The following is an 18,413-nucleotide window of genomic DNA, read 5'->3' on the forward strand; positions in this document are numbered from 1 at the left end:
CTGCAAAGGAGGGTCCGCGATGAGCCATACGCGCCCAGAATTCTACCGTCTTCACAATGGCGACAAGCCCGCGCTGCAATTTGCGCAATCCGAATATGATACCCGCCTGATGGGTCTCAGGTCCATTATGGATGCCAATGGGGTCGAGGCCGTGGTGCTGAGCTCGATGCATAATATCGCCTATTATTCCGGCTTTCTTTATTGCGCGTTCGGGCGACCCTATGCGCTGGTCGTGACCGCGGCGCAGGCCGTGACCATCTCGGCCGGAATCGATGCCGGGCAACCGTGGCGGCGCGGCGCGACCGATAACATCACCTATACCGATTGGACGCGCGACAATTACTGGCGTGCGATTGTCCATGTTGCGGGCACGGGTAAGGCCATCGGTATCGAGGCCGATCACCTGACCATGATCCAGGACCAGAAGATGCGCGTCTTCATGGCCCCCGAATCCGTCCTGGACATAGCGCCGATGACCATGCAGCAGCGGATGCGCAAAAGCCCGGCCGAGCTGGATCTGATCCGCGCCGGGGCCAACACCGCCGATATCGGCGGCTATGCGATCCGCGATGCGGTGAAGCTGGGTGCGCGCGAAATAGATGTGGCAATGGCGGGTCGCGATGCGATGGAGCTGGAAATAGCCCGCCGTTTTCCCGATGCCGAATACCGCGACACCTGGGTGTGGTTCCAGTCGGGGCTGAACACGGATGGCGCGCATAACCCTGTCACGGCGCGCCAATTGCAGAGCGGCGATATTCTGAGCCTGAACACTTTTCCCATGATTTCAGGCTATTACACCGCGCTGGAACGCACGATGTTCGTGCAGGAGGTCGATGCCGCATCGCTGAAGATCTGGGAGGCCAACCTGGCCGCGCATGAATATGGCATGCGCCTGCTCAAGCCAGGCGCAAGCTGCGCCGAGGTGACCCATAAGATCAACGCGTTCTTCGAGGAACGAAAACTTCTGCAATACCGCAGCTTCGGCTATGGTCACTCTTTCGGAGTGCTGAGCCACTATTACGGGCGCGAAGCCGGGCTGGAACTGCGCGAAGATATCGATACGGTGCTGGAGCCCGGAATGGTGATCTCGATGGAGCCGATGCTGACGATCCCGGAAGGCCAGCCGGGGGCCGGTGGCTACCGCGAACACGACATCCTGTTCATCACCGAAGAGGGCAATGAGAACATCACCGGCTACCCCTATGGCCCCGAATTCAACGTGGTGGGATGAATTGAGATGTCGGATCGGAAGTTCAAGCACGACCTGCGAAATTAGAGCGCGTCGCGCTATAATTGACCTAAATTTCGCGGCCCCGTCAGCTCCCCTGGCGGGGGCCCTCCGTGGGCCGCATTGCCATGGATTGGTGGGGCTGACAGAAAAAAAGCACCGGCCGGGCACGTGTTGCAGCCGCCTGCATGAGTATTTGTGCAAAGAAGAAGCTACAATTTGAATAAAATTTGCCTTCTTTGCGCTGAAAATATCCCCGCCGGAGGCATCCCGAAGTCGCGGCGCGCGCGTCCGTCTGGGGTCGAAATCAGACCTCAAAGCAATGAATACGCCCCGCGTGCGATATCGCGGGGCGTTCCGGTCTTCGGGCAAATGCCCGGATCAATCCGTCCAGCGCACGCCGGTCAGGTCATTGGCCTGGGTGGGTGAATTTTCCCAAAGCCCCTCGATATCGGCATTGGCCACCCCTGTTTTTGCCAGCTGGAAGAGGAACCCGTTGACGTAATCGGCGGCGATCATCTGTTGTGCCTGGGCCAGCAGATCGGACCGCGCAGCGGGGTCTGTGGTTGCGGTCAATGTCTCCATCAGCGCATTGAAATCGGGATTCTGATACTGGAAATAGTAATCCTCACGCGCGTAGATGCCGATATCCATCGGTTCGGTATGGCTGACGATGGTCAGGTCAAAATCGCGGCCACGGAACACCTGTTCCAGCCATTGCGCCCATTCCAGGTTCGAAATCTCGACATTCAGACCAATATCACGCAATTGGGCCGCCACGATCTCACCTCCGCGCCGCGCATAGGCGGGCGGCGGCAGCATCAGGCGCAGCGTGATGCCTTCGGCCCCGGCCTCTGCCAACAGGGCGCGGGCGGCATCGGGGTCGTAGGGCGCATAGCCGGTCAGATCGACGTAATCTGGGTTATGCGGCGCGAAATGGCTGCCGATGGGGGTGCCAAAGCCGAACATGGCCCCGTCGATGATGTCCTGGCGGTTGATGGCCCGCGAGATCGCCTCGCGCACCCGCACATCCGACAGATAATCGGCCTGATTGTTCATCGCCAGAATGGTTTCGCCCTCGGTTGATCCGACGATCACCGAAAACCGCGGGTCGGCTTCGAATTGCGCCAGTGTTTCAGGCGCGGGGAAATTGGGAAAGGCATCGACATCGCCCGCCATCATCGCGGCGAAGGCGGCGTTGGGGTCCGAGATGAAGCGGAAGGTCGCGGCCTCCAGCGCCACAGGCTCGCCCCAATAGTCTTCATAGCGGGTCAATTCCACCCGGTCGCCCTGCACCCAATCGGAAAACGCAAACGGGCCGGTGCCGATCGGGTTGGTTTCCAGCCTGTCGGCGCTTTCGGGCGCAACCATCACCGCATCGCCCCAGGCCATGTTGAACAGGAACGATCCGTTCGGAGCCTCCAGCGTGACCACAAGGGTGGTGTCATCCGCTGCCGTGACGCTTGCGATGCCCGCGAAAAGCGAGGGCTGCGCATTGGTCGAATCTTCTGCCCGGGCGCGATCAAGGCTGAAGACCGCATCCTGAGCCGTGAAATCACTGCCGTCATGGAAGGTCACGCCCTCGCGCAGGGCGAAGGTGTAGGTCAGGCCGTCTTCGGAAATGTCCCAGCTTGCAGCAAGGCCGGGAATGACCGCGCCATCGGGTGCAAAACGGGTCAGGCCCTCAAACACGTTGGCGTAGACCACTTCGTCAATGGCAGCTGCCGCGCCGCCTGTGGGGTCGAGGTTTGGCGGCTCAAGCACCATGCCGATGCTGATATCGGTGTTGTTGGCGAGTGCGGTGCCCGCGCCCAGGATCAGCGCAAGCGCTGAAATTTGCAAAAGTCGCATCCTATCTCTCCCTGTGACAATCCGGCCATTGCCGGTGGTCCGGGGTCCATGAAACGCCGCTGTCGCGCCAAGATCAAGCAAAGCTTCGGGTAATAATCTTGCGCGCGCTACGGAAACCGTTTGAATTTCTGCGCTGCAGCGATACAAGATGCCACCCGATTTTCGTATTGGAGGACAAGCTTTGAGCGCAACCGCCCGCAAAACCGCCCCGATGCCCGCCGACATATTGGCACGCAAAGGCGGTCTGCCGCTGGTCTGCCTGACCGCCTATACCACCCCCGTTGCCCGCCTGACCGACCCGCATTGCGATATCGTGCTGGTGGGCGACAGCGTCGGCATGGTGCTGCACGGTCTGCCCTCGACCCTGGGCGTGACGATGCAGATGATGGTGCTGCACGGGCGCGCGGTGGCGCGCGGCCTGACCCGTGCGATGATGGTCATCGACATGCCGTTCGGCAGCTATGAGGAAAGCCCGGAACAGGCGCTCAGGAACGCTGTCACCCTGATGCGTGAGACCGGGGCGGCGGCGGTCAAGCTGGAAGGCGGGGTCGAGATGGCATCGACCATTCGCTTTCTGAGCGCGCGCTCGATCCCGGTGATGGCCCATATCGGCCTGACCCCGCAGGCGATCAACACGCTTGGCGGCTACAAGGTGCAGGGCCGGGGCGCGGATGGGGCCCGGGTTCTGGCCGATGCTCGCGCGGTGGCCGAGGCGGGGGCGTTTTCGGTGGTGCTGGAGAAGGTTCCGGCGGCGCTGGCCGATCAGATCACCGCCGCCATTGCGATTCCGACCATTGGCATCGGTGCCTCTGCGGGCTGCGACGGGCAGATCCTGGTGGTTGATGACATGTTGGGGCTGTTTACTGATTTCAAACCCAAGTTCGCCAAGCGCTATGCGACTCTGGGCCAGGATGCCGGTGCCGCCATCGCGGCCTATGCGGCCGAGGTCCGCGCCCGCGACTTTCCCGCGCCGGACCATGTCTTTGGCGATGACGCAGCGGATAAAAAGCCGTGACCGCGCCAATCATCCGCAAGCTGGCAGAGTTGCGGGCGCTGACGGCCCGCTGGCGGCAGGCCGGGCAGACCATTGCCGTGGTTCCCACCATGGGGGCGCTGCACCAGGGTCATCTCAGCCTGGTGCGCGCGGCCAAAGCGGGGGCCGACCGGGTGATCGTGACAATCTTCGTGAACCCGCGCCAGTTCAACAATCCCGATGATCTGGAAAATTACCCCCGCACCGAACAGGATGATGCGCGCAAATTGCGGCCCTTCGGGGTCGATGCGATCTATGTGCCGGATCCGGACCAGATCTACCCCGCCGGGTTTTCAACCACGGTCTCGGTCGCGGGAATGTCCGAAGGGCTGTGCGGGGCGGGCCGTCCGGGGCATTTCGACGGGGTGGCGACGGTGGTCTGCAAGCTGTTCCTGCAAACCGGGGCGGCGCGCGCCTATTTCGGCGAGAAGGATTACCAGCAGCTCATGGTCGTCGGGCAGATGGCGCGCGATCTGGATATCCCGATCGAGGTCATTGGCTGCCCCACCATTCGAGAGGAGGATGGGCTGGCAATGTCCTCGCGCAATCTGCTGATCTCGGATCGGGCGCGCATCAAGGCTCCGGCGCTCAACGTCGCCATGCAACATGCGGCCGAACGGATCGTGGCGGGCCAACCGGTGGCGCAGGTGCTGGAGGAGGCCCGGGTCGAGGTGGTCGCGGGCGGCTATAACAGCGTCGAATATCTGGAATTGCGGGCCGTCCACACGCTGGCCCCGATGACAGAGCTGACCGGCCCCGCCCGGTTGCTGGCGGCGGCCGATCTGGTCGGCGTGCGGCTGATCGACAATATCGCGGTTACGCCGCGCCACGGCAGGGACGGCGACCGGGGCATGTAGGCGGGCCTTGGCTGTCATCACCCCCCGATCTGACCGACCCGTGCGGTCAGTCCTGTCGGCGCGATTGCTCGTTTAGAAATTCGGTCCAGTGCGGCACAGTGTGAAAGCTGACGGCTGCGGTGCCCGGATGCCAGATGATGCGGCCAATCGCCCGCAGGGCCTTGGCAAGGGGGGTGATCATTCTGTCATGCATGGTGAGGGTCGACATCAAAAAGGTCCGTTTCGTGAATGGTTTGCGTATGGGGACTGCATAGCAATGACCGGCAGGCCATAACCACCGTTCATTCGACATGACCGCCTTGCAGGATTTGCAAGGCCGGATGCGCGCTTTTCCTATTGGGGTCTCAGGTCAGAAGCTCCTGCAAGGTCAGCGCCATCACCCTGGCGCTGTCCAGCATGTCCTGGACCCCCACCCATTCATCGGGCTGATGCGCCAGATCGAGGATACCGGGCCCATAGGCGATGCAGTTTTTCAGCTTGCCGATGCGGTCGATATGTTTCTGGTCATAGGTGCCGGGCGAGACCACGAGCTTGGCCTGCTTGTGCAGCACTTTCTCGATCGCCGCCTGCACGGTGCGCACCACCGGCGCGTCCTCGCTGGTCATGCTTGGATGAACTTCGAACAGATCGCGGATCTCATATTGGAAATTCGGCCGCTCGGCCTTGATGCTCTCCAGCATCCGGGTGATTTCGGCCTTGACCTCTGTGATATCTTCTTCGACCAGAAATCGTCGGTCCAGAACGATGCGGCAGCGATCGGCGACGCAGGCCGAGGGCAGGCCGGTATAATCGGCGTCCTGCTCAGCCTCGCCGCCATGGATCGAGTTGATATTGAGCGTCGATTGCTTGGCCCCTTCCGGGACCACCGGCATGGCCGTGCGTCTGGTCGCCAGCAACGGGTAAAGCGTGGCCTCGATCTGTTCCAGCACCGCGCCCATATGACGAATGGCGCTGTCGCCAAGAAACGGCATTGAGCCATGCGCGATGCGGCCCTTGGTTTCAATCTCGGCCCACCAGACACCGCGATGGCCCAGGCAGATGCGATCCTTGTTCAGGGGTTCGGGGATGATGACATGCTGGACCTTTTCTGGGCTGAACCAGCCATGTTCGGCCAGATAAGCCACACCGCCATAGCCGCCTGATTCCTCATCTGCAGTGGCGCTGATTTCGATCGCGCCGGTATAGTCGGGAAAACTTGCGATAAAGGCCTCGGCTGCGATCACCGATGTGGCCAGCCCGCCTTTCATGTCGCAGGTGCCGCGCCCGTAGATCCTGCCATCCTTCAGCTCCGCCCCGAACGGATCGGTGGTCCAGCCATGGCCGACCTCGACCACGTCATGGTGGCTGTTGAAATGGATGCATTGCCCCGGTCCGCCCGCGCCCTGATGCCGGGCGACCATGTTCCAGCGCTGGTATTTCTCGCTATCTGCCGGGGCCCCCTTGGCGCGGATCATGTCGATATGGAACCCTTTGCGCGCCAGCCGGTCGCCGAGAAAATCACAAATCTGGTGATAATGGCACCCCGGAGGGTTCAGTGTTGGGATGCGCACGAGATCTTGCGTCAACCCGATCAGATCGGCCTGTCGCGCGGCGATTTCGGCATAGAGGCGGGATTGGGTGAGGTCGGCCATAAGGCCACATTGCGCCGTGGGGGGATATGCCGCAAGCCCCGGTTAGTGGCTTGGAGCGCTGCACGATCCGCGCTAAGACCCTTGCCTGACCACAATCATGGGAGGGTGCCGCCATGAGATGGGCCCGCTGGATCTTTCTGTCGCTGATCGCAACATTCGTGGCTGCGATGCTGCACTACACCCTGCCGCAACGCGATGTTGTCTGGGTGATCGAAACCACCGAGATCCGCACCTCATTCTCGCCCTATAACCGGATATTCTATACTTCGGGCGACAGCGGTGCCGGCACCAATCTGGAGGAGCGCGATATCCGTTTCATCCGCACCACACGCCCCAATGGCCGGGTGTCGGTCTATCGCAATGAAGATACCGGCCTGTTTGGCTGGCCACCCTATTTCAAGACGCGAAGCGAGGATTTGCAGGCCGAGGCGGGCGCGCTTGCCTCGAGTGCGGATGCGCCGCAATGGGTGCTGATCACGCATTATGGCTGGCGGTCCAACGCGCTGTCGATCTATCCCAACGCGGTGTCGATCAGGGCTGTTGACGGGCCTGAGGACAAACCATTCCCTTGGTCGAACATCTTCATTCTGGTCTTGCTGGTGGCCGCGATTTTTGCGCTCTGGCGGCTCTGGGAACGGTTCGAGGATCGGGTGATCGACCCCGCCGTCGATTGGGTGCTGGTGCGCTGGGCGAAACTGAAAGACCGGGTGTGGGGGCGGTAGATAATTTCGCCGCGCTTGCGCGCGTCGACCGGGCGGGCGGCCCGCGTCACGCCCCCTTCGGGAGCCCTCCTTGGGCCGCATTGCCATGAACATGTGTTAAGGCTGCCATCCATCTGAAACGCGGCATTGGTCGAGAGGTTATCGTTTCAGGTATTTATGCCAAGATGAAACAATTTTACGAAAATTCGCCTTCTTCTTTGTGCAAATACTCCGGGGAGCGCGAGGGGCTGGCCCCTCGCTGCGCTGCCTTTGCTGCCATCACCAACACTGGCACTATTCCCCGTAAGGCACCCAGATGGTTTTCACTTCGGTTGCGGCGTGCAGGAAGCGTTTGCCCTGGCCATCCTGCTTCGCCCATTCCGGGTTGCGCCCATGATTGACCCATGTGCGCTTTAAGTTTCCGGCGGCGGATTTTTCGATCACGGTCGAGATGTCGGCAGATGAAAAGCTCCAGACGGCATCAATATTCATATGGCTCGCCATCGGGTCTGCCAGTTCACTATGCGCGCCAGTCAGGATATTGACCACGCCACCTGGCACATCTGATGTATCGAGCACCTGATAGAGGTCGGTCAGGGCCAGTGGAGCAGCTTCGCTGGCCACCAGGATTACCCGGTTGCCCATGGCGATGGCCGGAGCCATGAGCGAAATCGGGCCAAGCAGCGGCGCGTCTTCGGGGCAGAAGGCACCGATGATGCCGACAGGTTCGTGCATCGCCAATGCCACGCCGCGAATGGGCACTGTTTTGGCGGTGCCGTCGAATTTGTCGGCCCAGGCGGCGTAGGTAAAGAGGCGTGCGAGGCTGGTTTCGACCTCGGATTTGCAGGATTTTGCGGGCTTTCCGGTCAGATCTGCAAGCCGGGAGGTGAATTCGCCTGCGCGCGCCGACAGGTTTTCGGCGATATAATAGAGGATCTGCGCCCGCAAATGGCCGGTGGTTTTGCCCCAACCGGCGGCCTTTTGCGCCGCCTCGACCGCGTTCCTCAAATCCTTGCGGTTGGCGGTGCCGACATGGCCCAGAGGCTTGCCGCGCGGCGACAGAACCTGGGTCGAATACCCGCTATCGGGGCGGGTCTGCTTGCCGCCGATATACATCTTGGCGGTGCGGTCGATGCCGTCGAATTCTTCATGCGCAGCGCTGACGGTGCTGCCGGGTTTGACCGGTTTGGTTGCGATGTCGGGTTTGAGATATGCGCCCAGCCCTTCCCAGCCGCCTTCACGGCCAAAGCCGGATTCGCGGATGCCACCAAAGCCTGCTGCCGCGTCAAAGAGGTTGGTGGAATTGACCCAGACCACGCCTGCGGCAAGTTTCGGGGCCACATCCAGCGCGAGATTGACATTCTCGGTCCAGAGCGTCGCCGCCAGGCCGTAGCGGGTATTATTGGCAATTTCCACGGCCTCATCGGGCGTGCGGAACGTGGTGGAGACGAGGACGGGGCCGAAGATCTCCTCCTGCATCAGATGCGAGGCGGTGCTGAGTCCGGTAATCAGCGTCGGCGGATAAAAGCAGCCGCTTGCGGGCAGGTCGATGGCGGGCTGGAAAGTCTCGCCATCGGTATTGCGCGCAACCAGATCGGTGATGCGGGCAAGCTGCACCGGGTCGACGATGGCCCCGATATCAATGCTCTTGTCCAGCGGATCGCCTGCGCGCAGGCGACCCATGCGGGTTTTCAGGCGGGTGTGGAAATCCTCGGCGATGCCTTCCTGCACTAAAAGCCGGGAACCGGCGCAGCAGACCTGGCCCTGATTGAACCATATCGCATCGACCAGCCCTTCGATGGCGCTGTCGATATCGGCATCTTCAAAGACGATATAGGGCGATTTGCCGCCAAGCTCCAACGTCAGCGCCTTGCCGGTTCCGGCGGTGGCCATGCGGATGCGGCGCCCGATATCGGTGGATCCGGTAAAGGCGATCTTGTTGATATCGGGGTGATCGACCAGGGCGGCCCCGGTGGCCCCGTCGCCGGTGAGGATGTTGACGACGCCTTTGGGCAGACCGGCTTCAATGCAGATATCGGCAAAAAGCAATGCGGTGAGCGAGGTATATTCGGCGGGCTTCAGCACAATGGTATTGCCCGCCGCAAGTGCCGGCGCGATTTTCCAGGACAGCATCAGCAGCGGGAAATTCCACGGCACGATCTGGCCGCAAACGCCATGCGGGACATGGCCGGGCATTTCGTCATCGCGCAGTTGCGCCAGCCCGGCGTGATAATAGAAATGGCGCTGTGCAAGGGGCACGTCGATATCGCGGGCCTCGCGGATCGGTTTGCCGTTATCCAGGCTTTCCAGCACGGCAAACAGGCGGGCGTGTTTTTGCAGCAGGCGGGCCAGCGCATAGAGGTGGCGGGCACGCTGATGGCCGGAAAGTTTGGACCAGCGCGGAAAGGCGCGCCGGGCGGCGGCGGTGGCGGCATCCACGTCATCGGCACTGCCTTGGGTGACGCGGGCCAGTTCTTCGCCATTGGCCGGGTTCTTGCTGGCAAAGGTTTCACCCGGGGCGGTGAAGCTGCCGGCGATGAAATGGCCGAAGCTGCCGCCATGTCTGGCAATCCAGGCGCGGGCCTCACGGTCGGATTCCGGGGCGGTGCCATACTCCATGGTCTCGAAAATCTCGGGGATGGTCATGTCTTGTTTCCTTTATTCCCGGGGCTTTGCCCGCGCGCGCCCGAAACGCATCCGAAGAGTGTTTTCTTGGCGGCGTTTACCCGATCGCATGCCGCCAGGATGCCGAATATGCCCCGGTCAGGTGGTGTTCCAACTGCCGCTCAATATCGCCCAGAAGCGAGGAAGCCCCGAAGCGGAAGAGGTCGGGCCGCAGCCAGCGGTCGCCCAATTCCTCCTTGATCATCGAGAGATAGACCAGCGCATCCTTGGCCTTGGAAATACCGCCCGCAGGCTTATAGCCGACCCGGATGCCGGTGGCGGTGTGATAGGCACGGATGGCGCGGATCATCACCAGGCTGACGGGCAGGGTGGCATTGATGGGTTCCTTGCCGGTGGAGGTCTTGATGAAATCGGCCCCGGCCATCATGCAGATCAGCGAGGCGCGCGCGACATTTCTCAGCGTGCCCAACTCGCCCGTGGCCAGGATCGCCTTGACATGGGCATCGCCGCAGGCGGCACGAAATTCGCGCATCTCGTCATAAAGCGCCTGCCAATTGCCGGTCAGCACATGGCGGCGCGATATCACGATGTCGATCTCGGCGGCCCCGGCGGAAACGCTTGCCTCGATCTCTTGCAGCCGCAAATGGTAGGGCGACAGGCCCGCCGGAAAGCCGGTGGATACGGCCGCGACGGGGATGCCGGTGCCGGCCAATGCCGCGACCGCCGTCGGGATCATCTCGTGATAGACGCAGACCGCGCCGGTGGTGAGATCGGGCAGGCCGATGGCGTCCAGAATATCCTGACGCGCGGGCTGGGCCGCCTTGGCGCAGAGGCGGCGCACCCGGCCCGGCGTGTCATCGCCCGACAGCGTTGTCAGGTCGATACAGGAAATGGCGCGGGCCAGCCAGGCGGCCTGATACTCCTTCTTGACGCTGCGCCGGCCCGGCAGGCTGGCGGCGCGGCGTTCGATGGCCGAAGTGTTGGCCTGCACCGACGCCACCCAGTCGAGATCCAGCGCAGTGCCGGGATTCCGGATATCGCTGAGTTGCGGCAGGCCCGTGACCTGCGCCACGCCGGACCGCGTTTCGGTGGAAGATGTGGACATGGACGGCCCCCGGGGCATTGAATGATGTGCAGCGATTGCAGGCAGCCAGCCTGACATGGCGAGCGGGCCGAAGCAAGACGGGGCCTGACAGAACGCCAAAGACCCGCCACCGGCAATGGCGGCGGGCATTAAGCATGATCTGTCCGAATATGGCTTAGAAAGTCGCGGCAATCTCGGCGGCCGTCAGGTTGCCCGACGGGATCGCGATGCCGCGCTCGGCCATGATTTGCTCCTGCACCGCGATATAGTCGGCGCGGGTGGCATCGCCCAGAATGGCGCTGGCATAGTTTGACGTATACATATGCTGGATCTGCTGATCGCTGAGCTGGCTCCAGCTGTCATAGGTGTTTTCGACCCAGCTGCGGCCTTGCGCATCGGGGCCCCAGGAGGGGCCGTGCAGGGCAGAATTGACAGGTGAATAGTTCGCCAGCCAATTGTCGATGGATGACAGTGGCCCGAAAGACGATGATATCTCATAGCCTGTCATGGTGCCGCTGACATTGCCGCTGGTGGTTTCCACTCCGCTTGAGACAACCGTCATTGTTGCCAGTCCAAGGCCAACCAATCCGCTGGTCAGCACAACCCAATCAACGGTGACGGCACCGCATTCATCCTGCAAAAACCTTGTCATTCCATTAGTCTCCGAAACAGCTCCTTGCCCGGAATCATGCGTGTGATTGCGGCGACACAGGGGCGGACCGAAGGTGGAGCCAAGGCCATTTCCTGGCTTTTCACGGGTTTTGAGGGGAATTTAAGGCATTAGCCGGATATGCAGATGGACCGGCCCTGTATCCGGGCGATATCGGCAAGGCTCAGACGGCCCGCATCACCCAGAACGCGGGCGACATGGGCAAGGCTTTGCTGTCCGTCCACCGCCTGTTCGGCGGGCTGGACCACAAGGCCCGAGCTGTAGCGCATGACGCGGGTGGGCAGCCATACGGGCATCTCGGCGGTCAGCCCGCCCGCGCCATCGGGCACCAGATCAAAGAACAGGATAACGGAACTGCGCCGTGCGACCTGCCATTGCGAGGCGATGAAATTGCCAAGCGAATAGGCGATAAAAGCGTCGCGGCCATCGCGGGTCCGGTACGGCTCGATCGGCTGCAGCACATGGGGGTGGGTGCCGATGACGGTGGCGGCCCCGGCCTCCAGCGCGGCGCGGCCAAGGCGGCGTTGCTCAGACCCCGGCGCTTCCACATATTCGGCCCCCCAATGCGGCAGGAAGATCACGGCAGCAATTGCGGGATCATCGGCCAGCGCGCGGATCTGCGCCAGAACCGCCGATTCGTCCCGGTAGCAGCCCAGAACCTGCCTGTTTGGATCGGCAATGCCATTGGTCGAGAACGAACAGGCCAGAAAGGCGACGCGCCGACCCTCTGCCGTTATCACGCCCTGCCAGGGGCGGGTCGGATCGCTGCGCGGCCGGGTGCCGGTTGTGGCCAGGCCCGCAGCGTCAATCGCCTGCAAGGTGCGGTCCACGCCCAATGGCCCCCGGTCCAGCGCGTGATTATTGGCGGTCTGCAACAGGTCGATGCCGGAATTGCCCAGCGCGGTGACCAGCGAGGGGTGATAGTTGAAGGTCGGAAAGCCGGAATAAATCTCATCGTCAAAGATGGTGGCTGGCGCGGGCGCGTCCTGCCCGCCCGGGGCCACATTGCGCGCGGCGGGGCCTTCCAGATTGGCCACCGCGATATCGGCCATGCGCAGATAGGGGGCGGCGTGAACGAACTGGCCCGCATAGCCGCGCGGGCTGTTGGCCGCATCCTGCTGCAACAGAACATGCATCAGCACATCGCCCACGGCCGCCACCGTCACGGTGCCGGGTTGAAACACCGTGCGGCTGGTTGTGGCCGGGCCATCTGCCCGAATGCAGGCCAGCGCTGCGCTGTCGCGCGCCGTGGGTTGGCAGGCCGCCAGAACAATCGCAGCCCCAAGAACAAGCGGTCTGAGGAACGGCAGGGGCATGGCGCGCTTTCGTCTGGTATGGGTCGTTTCAGCAAACTGGCCTTAGCGTCCGGGGTCAAGCGATGTTACCCCCGGGTAAGAATTGGCAGGCGGATAATTGGTTGATTTCCGATGCAGCGCTTGCGACCCTCTGCGCAGCACATGGGCAAACACAGAATTTTCAAGGAGCCTTGCATGGCCTATTCGCAGCCTTCGGTCGATCTGTCACCGCAGGTATCGGACGAAATTCGCAAGACTACCTGTTACATGTGTGCCTGCCGCTGTGGCATCAATGTGCATATGAAGGACGGCAAGGTTGCCTATATCGAAGGCAACCGCGACCATCAGGTCAACAAGGGCGTGCTGTGCGCCAAGGGCAGCGCGGGCATCATGCAGGTCAACGCGCCATCGCGGCTGCGGGCCCCTTTGAAACGGGTGGGTCCGCGCGGATCGGGTGAATTTGAAGAAATAAGCTGGGATGAGGCGCTGGAGCTTGCGGTATCCTGGCTGCAACCGATCCGCGATGAAGCGCCTGAAAAGCTGGCCTTTTTTACCGGCCGCGACCAGTCGCAAAGCTTCACGTCTTTTTGGGCGCAGGGGTTTGGCACGCCGAACTATGCGGCGCATGGCGGATTTTGTTCCGTCAATATGGCCACCGCCGGCATCTATACGATGGGCGGCGCATTCTGGGAGTTTGGCCAACCGGATTGGGACCGCTCCAAGCTGTTCATGATCTTTGGTGTGGCCGAGGACCATGACAGCAACCCGATCAAGATCGGCCTGAGCAAGCTCAAGGCGCGCGGGGCCAAGGTGATCGGGGTCAATCCGATCCGGTCGGGCTATAACGCGATTGCCGATGAATGGGTCGGGATCACGCCGGGCACCGATGGGTTGTTCATTCTGGCGCTGGTCCATTGCCTGATGAAAGCGGGGCGGGTCGATCTGGATTATCTTGGCCGGTTCACCAACGCGCCGGTATTGATCAATGGCGACCCGAAATCGCCGGAGTTCGGTCTGTTGATGCGCGACGCGGGCGGCAAGATGCTGGTCATGGACCGGGTCACCGGCAAACCCACCGCATTTGACGCCGCGGGCGTAAAACCCGATCTGGCCGGCAAGCTGCGCCAGGCGGGCATCACGCATCGCCCGGTGTTTCAGCATATGGCGGATCGCTACCTGTCTGATGATTACGCCCCGGAGGCGGTGGCCGACCGGGTCGGGATCTCTGCCGAACGGATCCGCCATATCGCGGGCGAGCTGGCGCGCGTGGCCTTTGACGAGGCCTTTGAGATTGATCAGCCCTGGACCGATTTTCGCGGCGAGAGGCACGAGACAATGGTTGGCCGCCCGGTCAGCTTTCACGCCATGCGCGGCATTTCGGCCCATTCCAATGGGTTCCAGACGGCCCGCGCGCTGCATGTGCTGCAGATCATTCTGGGCAGCGTCGAGGTGCCCGGCGGTTTCCGCTTCAAGCCGCCCTATCCCAAGCCGCCCGAAGCGCACCCGAAACCGCATAGCAAGGTCACCGCCGGCGCGCCGCTGGACGGGCCGCATCTGGGCTTTGTGCATGGCCCCGAAGATCTGGTCCTGAAACCCGATGGCAGCCCGGCCCGGATCGACAAGGCCTTTACCTGGGAAAACCCGATGTCGGCCCATGGGCTGATGCATATGGTGATCTCGAACGCCCATGCCGGTGATCCCTACAAGATCGACACGCTGTTCATGTATATGGCGAATATGGCGTGGAATTCGTCGATGAACACCACCGGCGTCATGCAGATGCTGACCGACACGGATGACAACGGCGATTACGTGATCCCGCATATCATCTATTCCGACGCCTACAGTTCCGAAATGGTGGCCTATGCCGACCTGATTTTCCCTGACACCACCTATCTTGAGCGCCATGATTGCATCAGCATGCTGGATCGCCCGATCTGCGAGGCCGATGCCGCCGCCGATGCCATCCGCTGGCCGGTGGTGGAACCGGACCGCGATGTGCGCGGCTTCCAATCGGTGCTGTGTGATCTGGGCGCGCGGCTGGGCCTGCCCGCTTTCATCACCGAAGACGGCAGCCAGAAATGGGCCGATTACGCCGATTACATCGTCAATCACGAACGCAAACCCGGCATCGGCCCTTTGATGGGGTTCCGGGGGCCGGATGGCGACAAGGTGGGCCGCGGCGAGGTGAACCCCGATCAGATGGAGCGCTATATTGAAAATGGCGGCTTCTTTGTCGAACACATTCCTGCCGAAGCCGCGTTTTATAAGCCCTGGAACAAGGCCTATCAGGATTGGGCGGTCAAGATGGGCATCTATGACAGCCCGCAGCCCTATCTGTTCAACCTCTATGTCGAACCGATGCGCAAGTTTCAATTGGCCGCCGAGGGCCATGGCGAGCGCCAGCCGCCCGAGCATCTGCGCGAGCGGATCAAGACCACGATGGACCCGCTGCCAATTTGGTATCCGCCGCTGGAAGATGGCTTTGCCGACCCTGCGGAATACCCGATTCACGCTCTGACGCAGCGCCCGATGGCGATGTATCATTCCTGGGGCTCGCAAAACGCCTGGCTGCGGCAATTGCATGGCCACAACCCTTTGTATCTGCCGACAAAGATCTGGGAGGCAAAAGGGTTTCGTGATGGCGATTGGGCGCAGGTCACATCAATGCACGGCCAGATCACGGTGCCGGTGGCGCTGATGGCGGCGCTGAATGAAAACACGGTCTGGACCTGGAACGCGATTGGCAAACGCAAGGGGGCCTGGGCGCTGGATGAAGCCGCGCCCGAGGCCACTGAAGGGTTTTTGCTCAATCATCTGATCCATGAGCTTCTGCCCGCCAGGGGCGATGGCATGCGATGGGCCAATTCGGACCCGATCACCGGGCAGGCAGCCTGGTTCGACCTGCGGGTCAGGATTGAAAAAGTGGCCGTGCCCGCCGAGGCGCAGCCGTCCTTCCCGCCGATCAAATCGCCGGTCGGGCAGGGGCCCGATAAACTGGCATGGAAGGTGGGCAAATGACGCTTGAAACCTATCTGCTTTATCTTGCCACGGTGCTGGTGTTTTTTGCCCATCCGCCGGGGCCTAGCCAGATCCTGTTCATGGCCGGTTCCATGCAGCATGGTCTGCGCCGCGCAACCCCGATCATGGCGGGCGATCTTTCGGCCAATGCGATCCAGATCCTGATTGCGGGGTTCGGGCTGGTGGGGCTTGTGGCGCTTTCAGCCGGGTTCTTCACGGCCGTAAAATGGGCCGGTATCGTCTATCTGGTCTATCTCGGCCTGCGGATGATCCTGACCGCGCGCGCGGCAACCGGCACGCCAACAGCGCCCAGACGGGCTGCGCTCTTCCGGCAAGGTTTCATCACATCCGCCGCCAACCCCTATGCGGTGGTGTTCTTTGCCGCGTTGTTTCCGCAATTCATTGATCCCGCCATCGCCATTGCGCCGCAAGTTGCCATTCTTGGCCTCACCTATCTGGTGATTGACGGCGCGATCCTGATCCTGATGGGGGCCAGTGCGGCGCGCCTGTTTACCTTGCTTGGCTCCGGCTTTGCGCGCTGGACGGGCATCGTTTCGGGCCTTGGCCTGCTGAGTGCCGCCGCCCTGTTGGCGCTTCGCGGCGAACCGGAGACCTCCCGATGACTGCCCTTCCGCCATCCACCAAGAAAAAGCTCGGCCTGGTGATCGACCTCGACACCTGTGTCGGCTGTCATGCCTGCGTGATATCGTGCAAAGGCTGGAACACCGAAAACTATGGCGCGCCGCTATCGGATCAGGACCCCTACGGGGCCAACCCGTCAGGCACCTTCCTGAACCGGGTGCACAGCTATGAGGTGACGCCTGCGGAAGGCCCCGCCCAACTGGTGCATTTTCCCAAATCCTGCCTGCATTGCGAAGATGCGCCCTGCGTCACGGTCTGCCCCACCGGGGCCAGCTATAAACGGGCTGAGGATGGCATCGTGCTGGTCAATGAGGATGCCTGCATCGGATGTGGCCTTTGTGCCTGGGCCTGCCCCTATGGGGCCCGCGAACTGGATGCACTGGAAGGGGTGATGAAGAAATGCACCCTTTGCGTCGACCGGATCTATAATGAAAACCTGCCCGAGGCCGACCGCGAACCGGCCTGCGTGCGCACCTGCCCGGCCGGGGCCCGCCATTTCGGCGATTTCGCCGATCCCGACAGCGCCGTCAGCCTGTTGGTGCGTGAACGCGGCGGCATGGATCTGATGCCGGAACAGGGCACAAAACCGGTCAACCAATACCTGCCGCCCCGGCCCAAACAGGATGTTCCCAGCAATTTCGATATCCTCGCGCCTTATCTCGAGCCAGTGACCGATGGCCCGAAAGGCTTTCTCGGATGGCTCGACGGCGCGCTTGCGAAAATGCCGGGCGGCGCGCCCCCCGCCAAGACCAAGGAAACCTGATGCATCCCGCCCCTTCCGTCATCATCTTCACCGTCTTTTCCGGGCTTGGCTTCGGCATGCTGGTCTTTCTGGGCCTGGGCCTGCCCGCCGTCACCGGATGGGTGGCGTTCGCCCTTTATGCCATCGCCTATGCGGCGGCGGTTGGCGGGCTTCTGGCTTCCACCTTTCACCTCGGCAATCCGCAGCGCGCGCTCCGGGCCTTCACGCAATGGCGCACCAGTTGGCTCAGCCGCGAAGGCTGCCTGGCGGTTCTGGCGCTGCTTGTGATGGCGGTCTTCGCCTTTTCGGCCGTGTTCCTCGACAGCCTTCCGCGCCCGCTCGGCTGGATCGGCGCAGGGCTCAGCCTGGCGACGGTCTACGCCACCTCGATGATCTACGCACAGCTCAAAACGGTGCCGCGCTGGAACCATTGGCTGACATCGGCCCATCTGGTGTCGCTGTCGCTGGCGGGCGGTGCGCTGCTGACCGGGCAGATGATCGCCGCCGCAGCACTTCTGGCGCTCGCCGCTGCGGTGCAGGTGGCGCATTGGCAGGTCGGCGATACGGCGCTTGCCCGCTCCGGCAGCAGCCTGGCCAGCGCCACCGGCCTGGGCACACCCGGCCAGGTCCGCGCCTTCGAGCCGCCGCACACAGGCACCAACTACCTGCTGCGCGAAATGGTCCATGTGGTGGGCCGCAACCATTCCCGCAAACTGCGCCTGATCGCGCTGATCCTTGGCTACGGCCTGCCGGTTCTTCTGTTGATCATCCCCGGCGCGGGTCACCTATTGGGCGCGATCGCCATTCTCAGCCATCTCAGTGGCATTATCGCCTCACGCTGGCTGTTCTTTGCCGAAGCCGAACATGTCGTCGGCCTCTACTACGGCAAACGCAGCCCCTGACCCTTCCATCTTGGCCCAAATACCTCGGGGGGCTTGGGGGGCTGGCCCCCCAACCGGGGGGGGTTGGGAGGCAGACGCCCCCCCCGCAAAAAACGCGGAGCAACACCCCCCCCCACCGCGCAAGGGGGGTG

General features: G+C 62.3%; 15 protein-coding genes. 8 read left to right on the forward strand and 7 right to left on the reverse strand.

Translation table 11 applies throughout. The features are described 5' to 3' along the window. The first annotated feature begins 19 nt into the window (after positions 1-19). On the forward strand, positions 20-1,231 hold the full coding sequence (locus tag ACW8PS_RS07430) for a M24 family metallopeptidase (protein WP_491526711.1): 1,212 nt from the start codon (positions 20-22) through the stop codon (positions 1,229-1,231). 378 nt (positions 1,232-1,609) lie between these two features. On the opposite strand, the gene ACW8PS_RS07435 is transcribed toward ACW8PS_RS07430, so the two are convergent. Then, positions 1,610-3,079 carry an ABC transporter substrate-binding protein gene (locus ACW8PS_RS07435; protein WP_491526712.1) on the reverse strand — a complete coding sequence of 490 codons (1,470 nt, stop codon included), beginning with the start codon at positions 3,077-3,079 and terminating at the stop codon, positions 1,610-1,612. 181 nt (positions 3,080-3,260) lie between these two features. Between ACW8PS_RS07435 and panB the strand changes: the two genes are divergently transcribed. After that, positions 3,261-4,094, forward strand: a complete 834-nt coding sequence (gene panB, locus ACW8PS_RS07440) for a 3-methyl-2-oxobutanoate hydroxymethyltransferase (RefSeq protein ID WP_491526713.1) — start codon at positions 3,261-3,263, stop codon at positions 4,092-4,094. Further along, the gene (gene panC / locus ACW8PS_RS07445) at positions 4,091-4,969 is read left to right on the forward strand and encodes a pantoate--beta-alanine ligase (RefSeq protein ID WP_491526715.1); all 879 of its coding nucleotides are present in this window, start codon (positions 4,091-4,093) and stop codon (positions 4,967-4,969) included. The genes panB and panC overlap by 4 nt, the downstream gene beginning before the upstream one ends. A gap of 46 nt (positions 4,970-5,015) precedes the next feature. On the opposite strand, the gene ACW8PS_RS07450 is transcribed toward panC, so the two are convergent. Together ACW8PS_RS07450 and ACW8PS_RS07455 are read right to left on the reverse strand one after the other, a co-directional pair. Beyond that, the gene (locus ACW8PS_RS07450) at positions 5,016-5,177 is read right to left on the reverse strand and encodes a hypothetical protein (protein ID WP_491526716.1); all 162 of its coding nucleotides are present in this window, start codon (positions 5,175-5,177) and stop codon (positions 5,016-5,018) included. Positions 5,178-5,313: 136 nt separating this feature from the next. Beyond that, a complete protein-coding gene (locus tag ACW8PS_RS07455; RefSeq protein WP_491526717.1) occupies positions 5,314-6,600 on the reverse strand; it encodes an acetylornithine deacetylase/succinyl-diaminopimelate desuccinylase family protein in 1,287 nt (428 codons plus the stop codon). A 113-nt stretch (positions 6,601-6,713) separates the two neighbouring features. On the opposite strand from ACW8PS_RS07455, the gene ACW8PS_RS07460 reads away from it, so the two are divergent. Beyond that, positions 6,714-7,322, forward strand: a complete 609-nt coding sequence (locus ACW8PS_RS07460) for a DUF1523 family protein (protein ID WP_491526718.1) — start codon at positions 6,714-6,716, stop codon at positions 7,320-7,322. Positions 7,323-7,595: 273 nt separating this feature from the next. Here the strand turns inward: ACW8PS_RS07460 and ACW8PS_RS07465 are convergent, their stop codons facing one another. The 4 genes from ACW8PS_RS07465 to ACW8PS_RS07480 all read right to left on the reverse strand — a co-directional run bounded on the left by ACW8PS_RS07465 (position 7,596) and on the right by ACW8PS_RS07480 (position 12,996). Continuing rightward, entirely contained in the window at positions 7,596-9,947 is a 2,352-nt protein-coding gene (locus ACW8PS_RS07465) for an aldehyde dehydrogenase family protein (RefSeq protein ID WP_491526719.1), read from the reverse strand. A gap of 76 nt (positions 9,948-10,023) precedes the next feature. Continuing rightward, positions 10,024-11,031 carry a deoxyribose-phosphate aldolase gene (gene deoC, locus ACW8PS_RS07470; protein WP_491526720.1) on the reverse strand — a complete coding sequence of 336 codons (1,008 nt, stop codon included), beginning with the start codon at positions 11,029-11,031 and terminating at the stop codon, positions 10,024-10,026. A gap of 154 nt (positions 11,032-11,185) precedes the next feature. After that, the gene (locus ACW8PS_RS07475; protein ID WP_491526721.1) at positions 11,186-11,662 is read right to left on the reverse strand and encodes a hypothetical protein; all 477 of its coding nucleotides are present in this window, start codon (positions 11,660-11,662) and stop codon (positions 11,186-11,188) included. Positions 11,663-11,790: 128 nt separating this feature from the next. Next, the gene (locus tag ACW8PS_RS07480; protein ID WP_491526722.1) at positions 11,791-12,996 is read right to left on the reverse strand and encodes a CapA family protein; all 1,206 of its coding nucleotides are present in this window, start codon (positions 12,994-12,996) and stop codon (positions 11,791-11,793) included. A gap of 174 nt (positions 12,997-13,170) precedes the next feature. On the opposite strand from ACW8PS_RS07480, the gene ACW8PS_RS07485 reads away from it, so the two are divergent. Genes ACW8PS_RS07485 through ACW8PS_RS07500 form a run of 4 tightly spaced genes read left to right on the forward strand, consistent with a single transcriptional unit; the run spans position 13,171 to position 18,282 of the window. Next, positions 13,171-15,996, forward strand: coding sequence for a molybdopterin oxidoreductase family protein (locus tag ACW8PS_RS07485; protein WP_491526724.1), 2,826 nt, complete (start codon positions 13,171-13,173; stop codon positions 15,994-15,996). Further along, the gene (locus ACW8PS_RS07490) at positions 15,993-16,619 is read left to right on the forward strand and encodes a LysE family translocator (protein ID WP_491526725.1); all 627 of its coding nucleotides are present in this window, start codon (positions 15,993-15,995) and stop codon (positions 16,617-16,619) included. The genes ACW8PS_RS07485 and ACW8PS_RS07490 overlap by 4 nt, the downstream gene beginning before the upstream one ends. Then, positions 16,616-17,401, forward strand: coding sequence for a 4Fe-4S dicluster domain-containing protein (locus tag ACW8PS_RS07495; protein WP_491526726.1), 786 nt, complete (start codon positions 16,616-16,618; stop codon positions 17,399-17,401). Before ACW8PS_RS07490 ends, ACW8PS_RS07495 begins: the two co-directional genes overlap by 4 nt. Continuing rightward, complete coding sequence (locus tag ACW8PS_RS07500) at positions 17,401-18,282, forward strand: dimethyl sulfoxide reductase anchor subunit family protein (RefSeq protein WP_491526727.1); 882 nt, start codon at positions 17,401-17,403, stop codon at positions 18,280-18,282. The genes ACW8PS_RS07495 and ACW8PS_RS07500 overlap by 1 nt, the downstream gene beginning before the upstream one ends. Positions 18,283-18,413: the final 131 nt, after the last annotated feature.

Source organism: Alterinioella sp. (genome assembly GCF_058343375.1).

Excerpts from the sequence above, each read along its gene's own strand:
- deoC (WP_491526720.1), bottom strand. The coding sequence starts at position 11,031 with ATGTCCACATCTTCCACCGAAACGCGGTCCGGCGTGGCGCAGGTCACG.
- ACW8PS_RS07495 (WP_491526726.1), top strand. The coding sequence starts at position 16,616 with ATGACTGCCCTTCCGCCATCCACCAAGAAAAAGCTCGGCCTGGTGATC.
- ACW8PS_RS07460 (WP_491526718.1), top strand. The coding sequence starts at position 6,714 with ATGAGATGGGCCCGCTGGATCTTTCTGTCGCTGATCGCAACATTCGTG.
- ACW8PS_RS07485 (WP_491526724.1), top strand. The coding sequence starts at position 13,171 with ATGGCCTATTCGCAGCCTTCGGTCGATCTGTCACCGCAGGTATCGGAC.
- ACW8PS_RS07490 (WP_491526725.1), top strand. The coding sequence starts at position 15,993 with ATGACGCTTGAAACCTATCTGCTTTATCTTGCCACGGTGCTGGTGTTT.
- ACW8PS_RS07465 (WP_491526719.1), bottom strand. The coding sequence starts at position 9,947 with ATGACCATCCCCGAGATTTTCGAGACCATGGAGTATGGCACCGCCCCG.
- ACW8PS_RS07430 (WP_491526711.1), top strand. The coding sequence starts at position 20 with ATGAGCCATACGCGCCCAGAATTCTACCGTCTTCACAATGGCGACAAG.
- ACW8PS_RS07475 (WP_491526721.1), bottom strand. The coding sequence starts at position 11,662 with ATGACAAGGTTTTTGCAGGATGAATGCGGTGCCGTCACCGTTGATTGG.
- ACW8PS_RS07450 (WP_491526716.1), bottom strand. The coding sequence starts at position 5,177 with ATGTCGACCCTCACCATGCATGACAGAATGATCACCCCCCTTGCCAAG.
- ACW8PS_RS07455 (WP_491526717.1), bottom strand. The coding sequence starts at position 6,600 with ATGGCCGACCTCACCCAATCCCGCCTCTATGCCGAAATCGCCGCGCGA.
- ACW8PS_RS07500 (WP_491526727.1), top strand. The coding sequence starts at position 17,401 with ATGCATCCCGCCCCTTCCGTCATCATCTTCACCGTCTTTTCCGGGCTT.
- ACW8PS_RS07480 (WP_491526722.1), bottom strand. The coding sequence starts at position 12,996 with ATGCCCCTGCCGTTCCTCAGACCGCTTGTTCTTGGGGCTGCGATTGTT.
- ACW8PS_RS07435 (WP_491526712.1), bottom strand. The coding sequence starts at position 3,079 with ATGCGACTTTTGCAAATTTCAGCGCTTGCGCTGATCCTGGGCGCGGGC.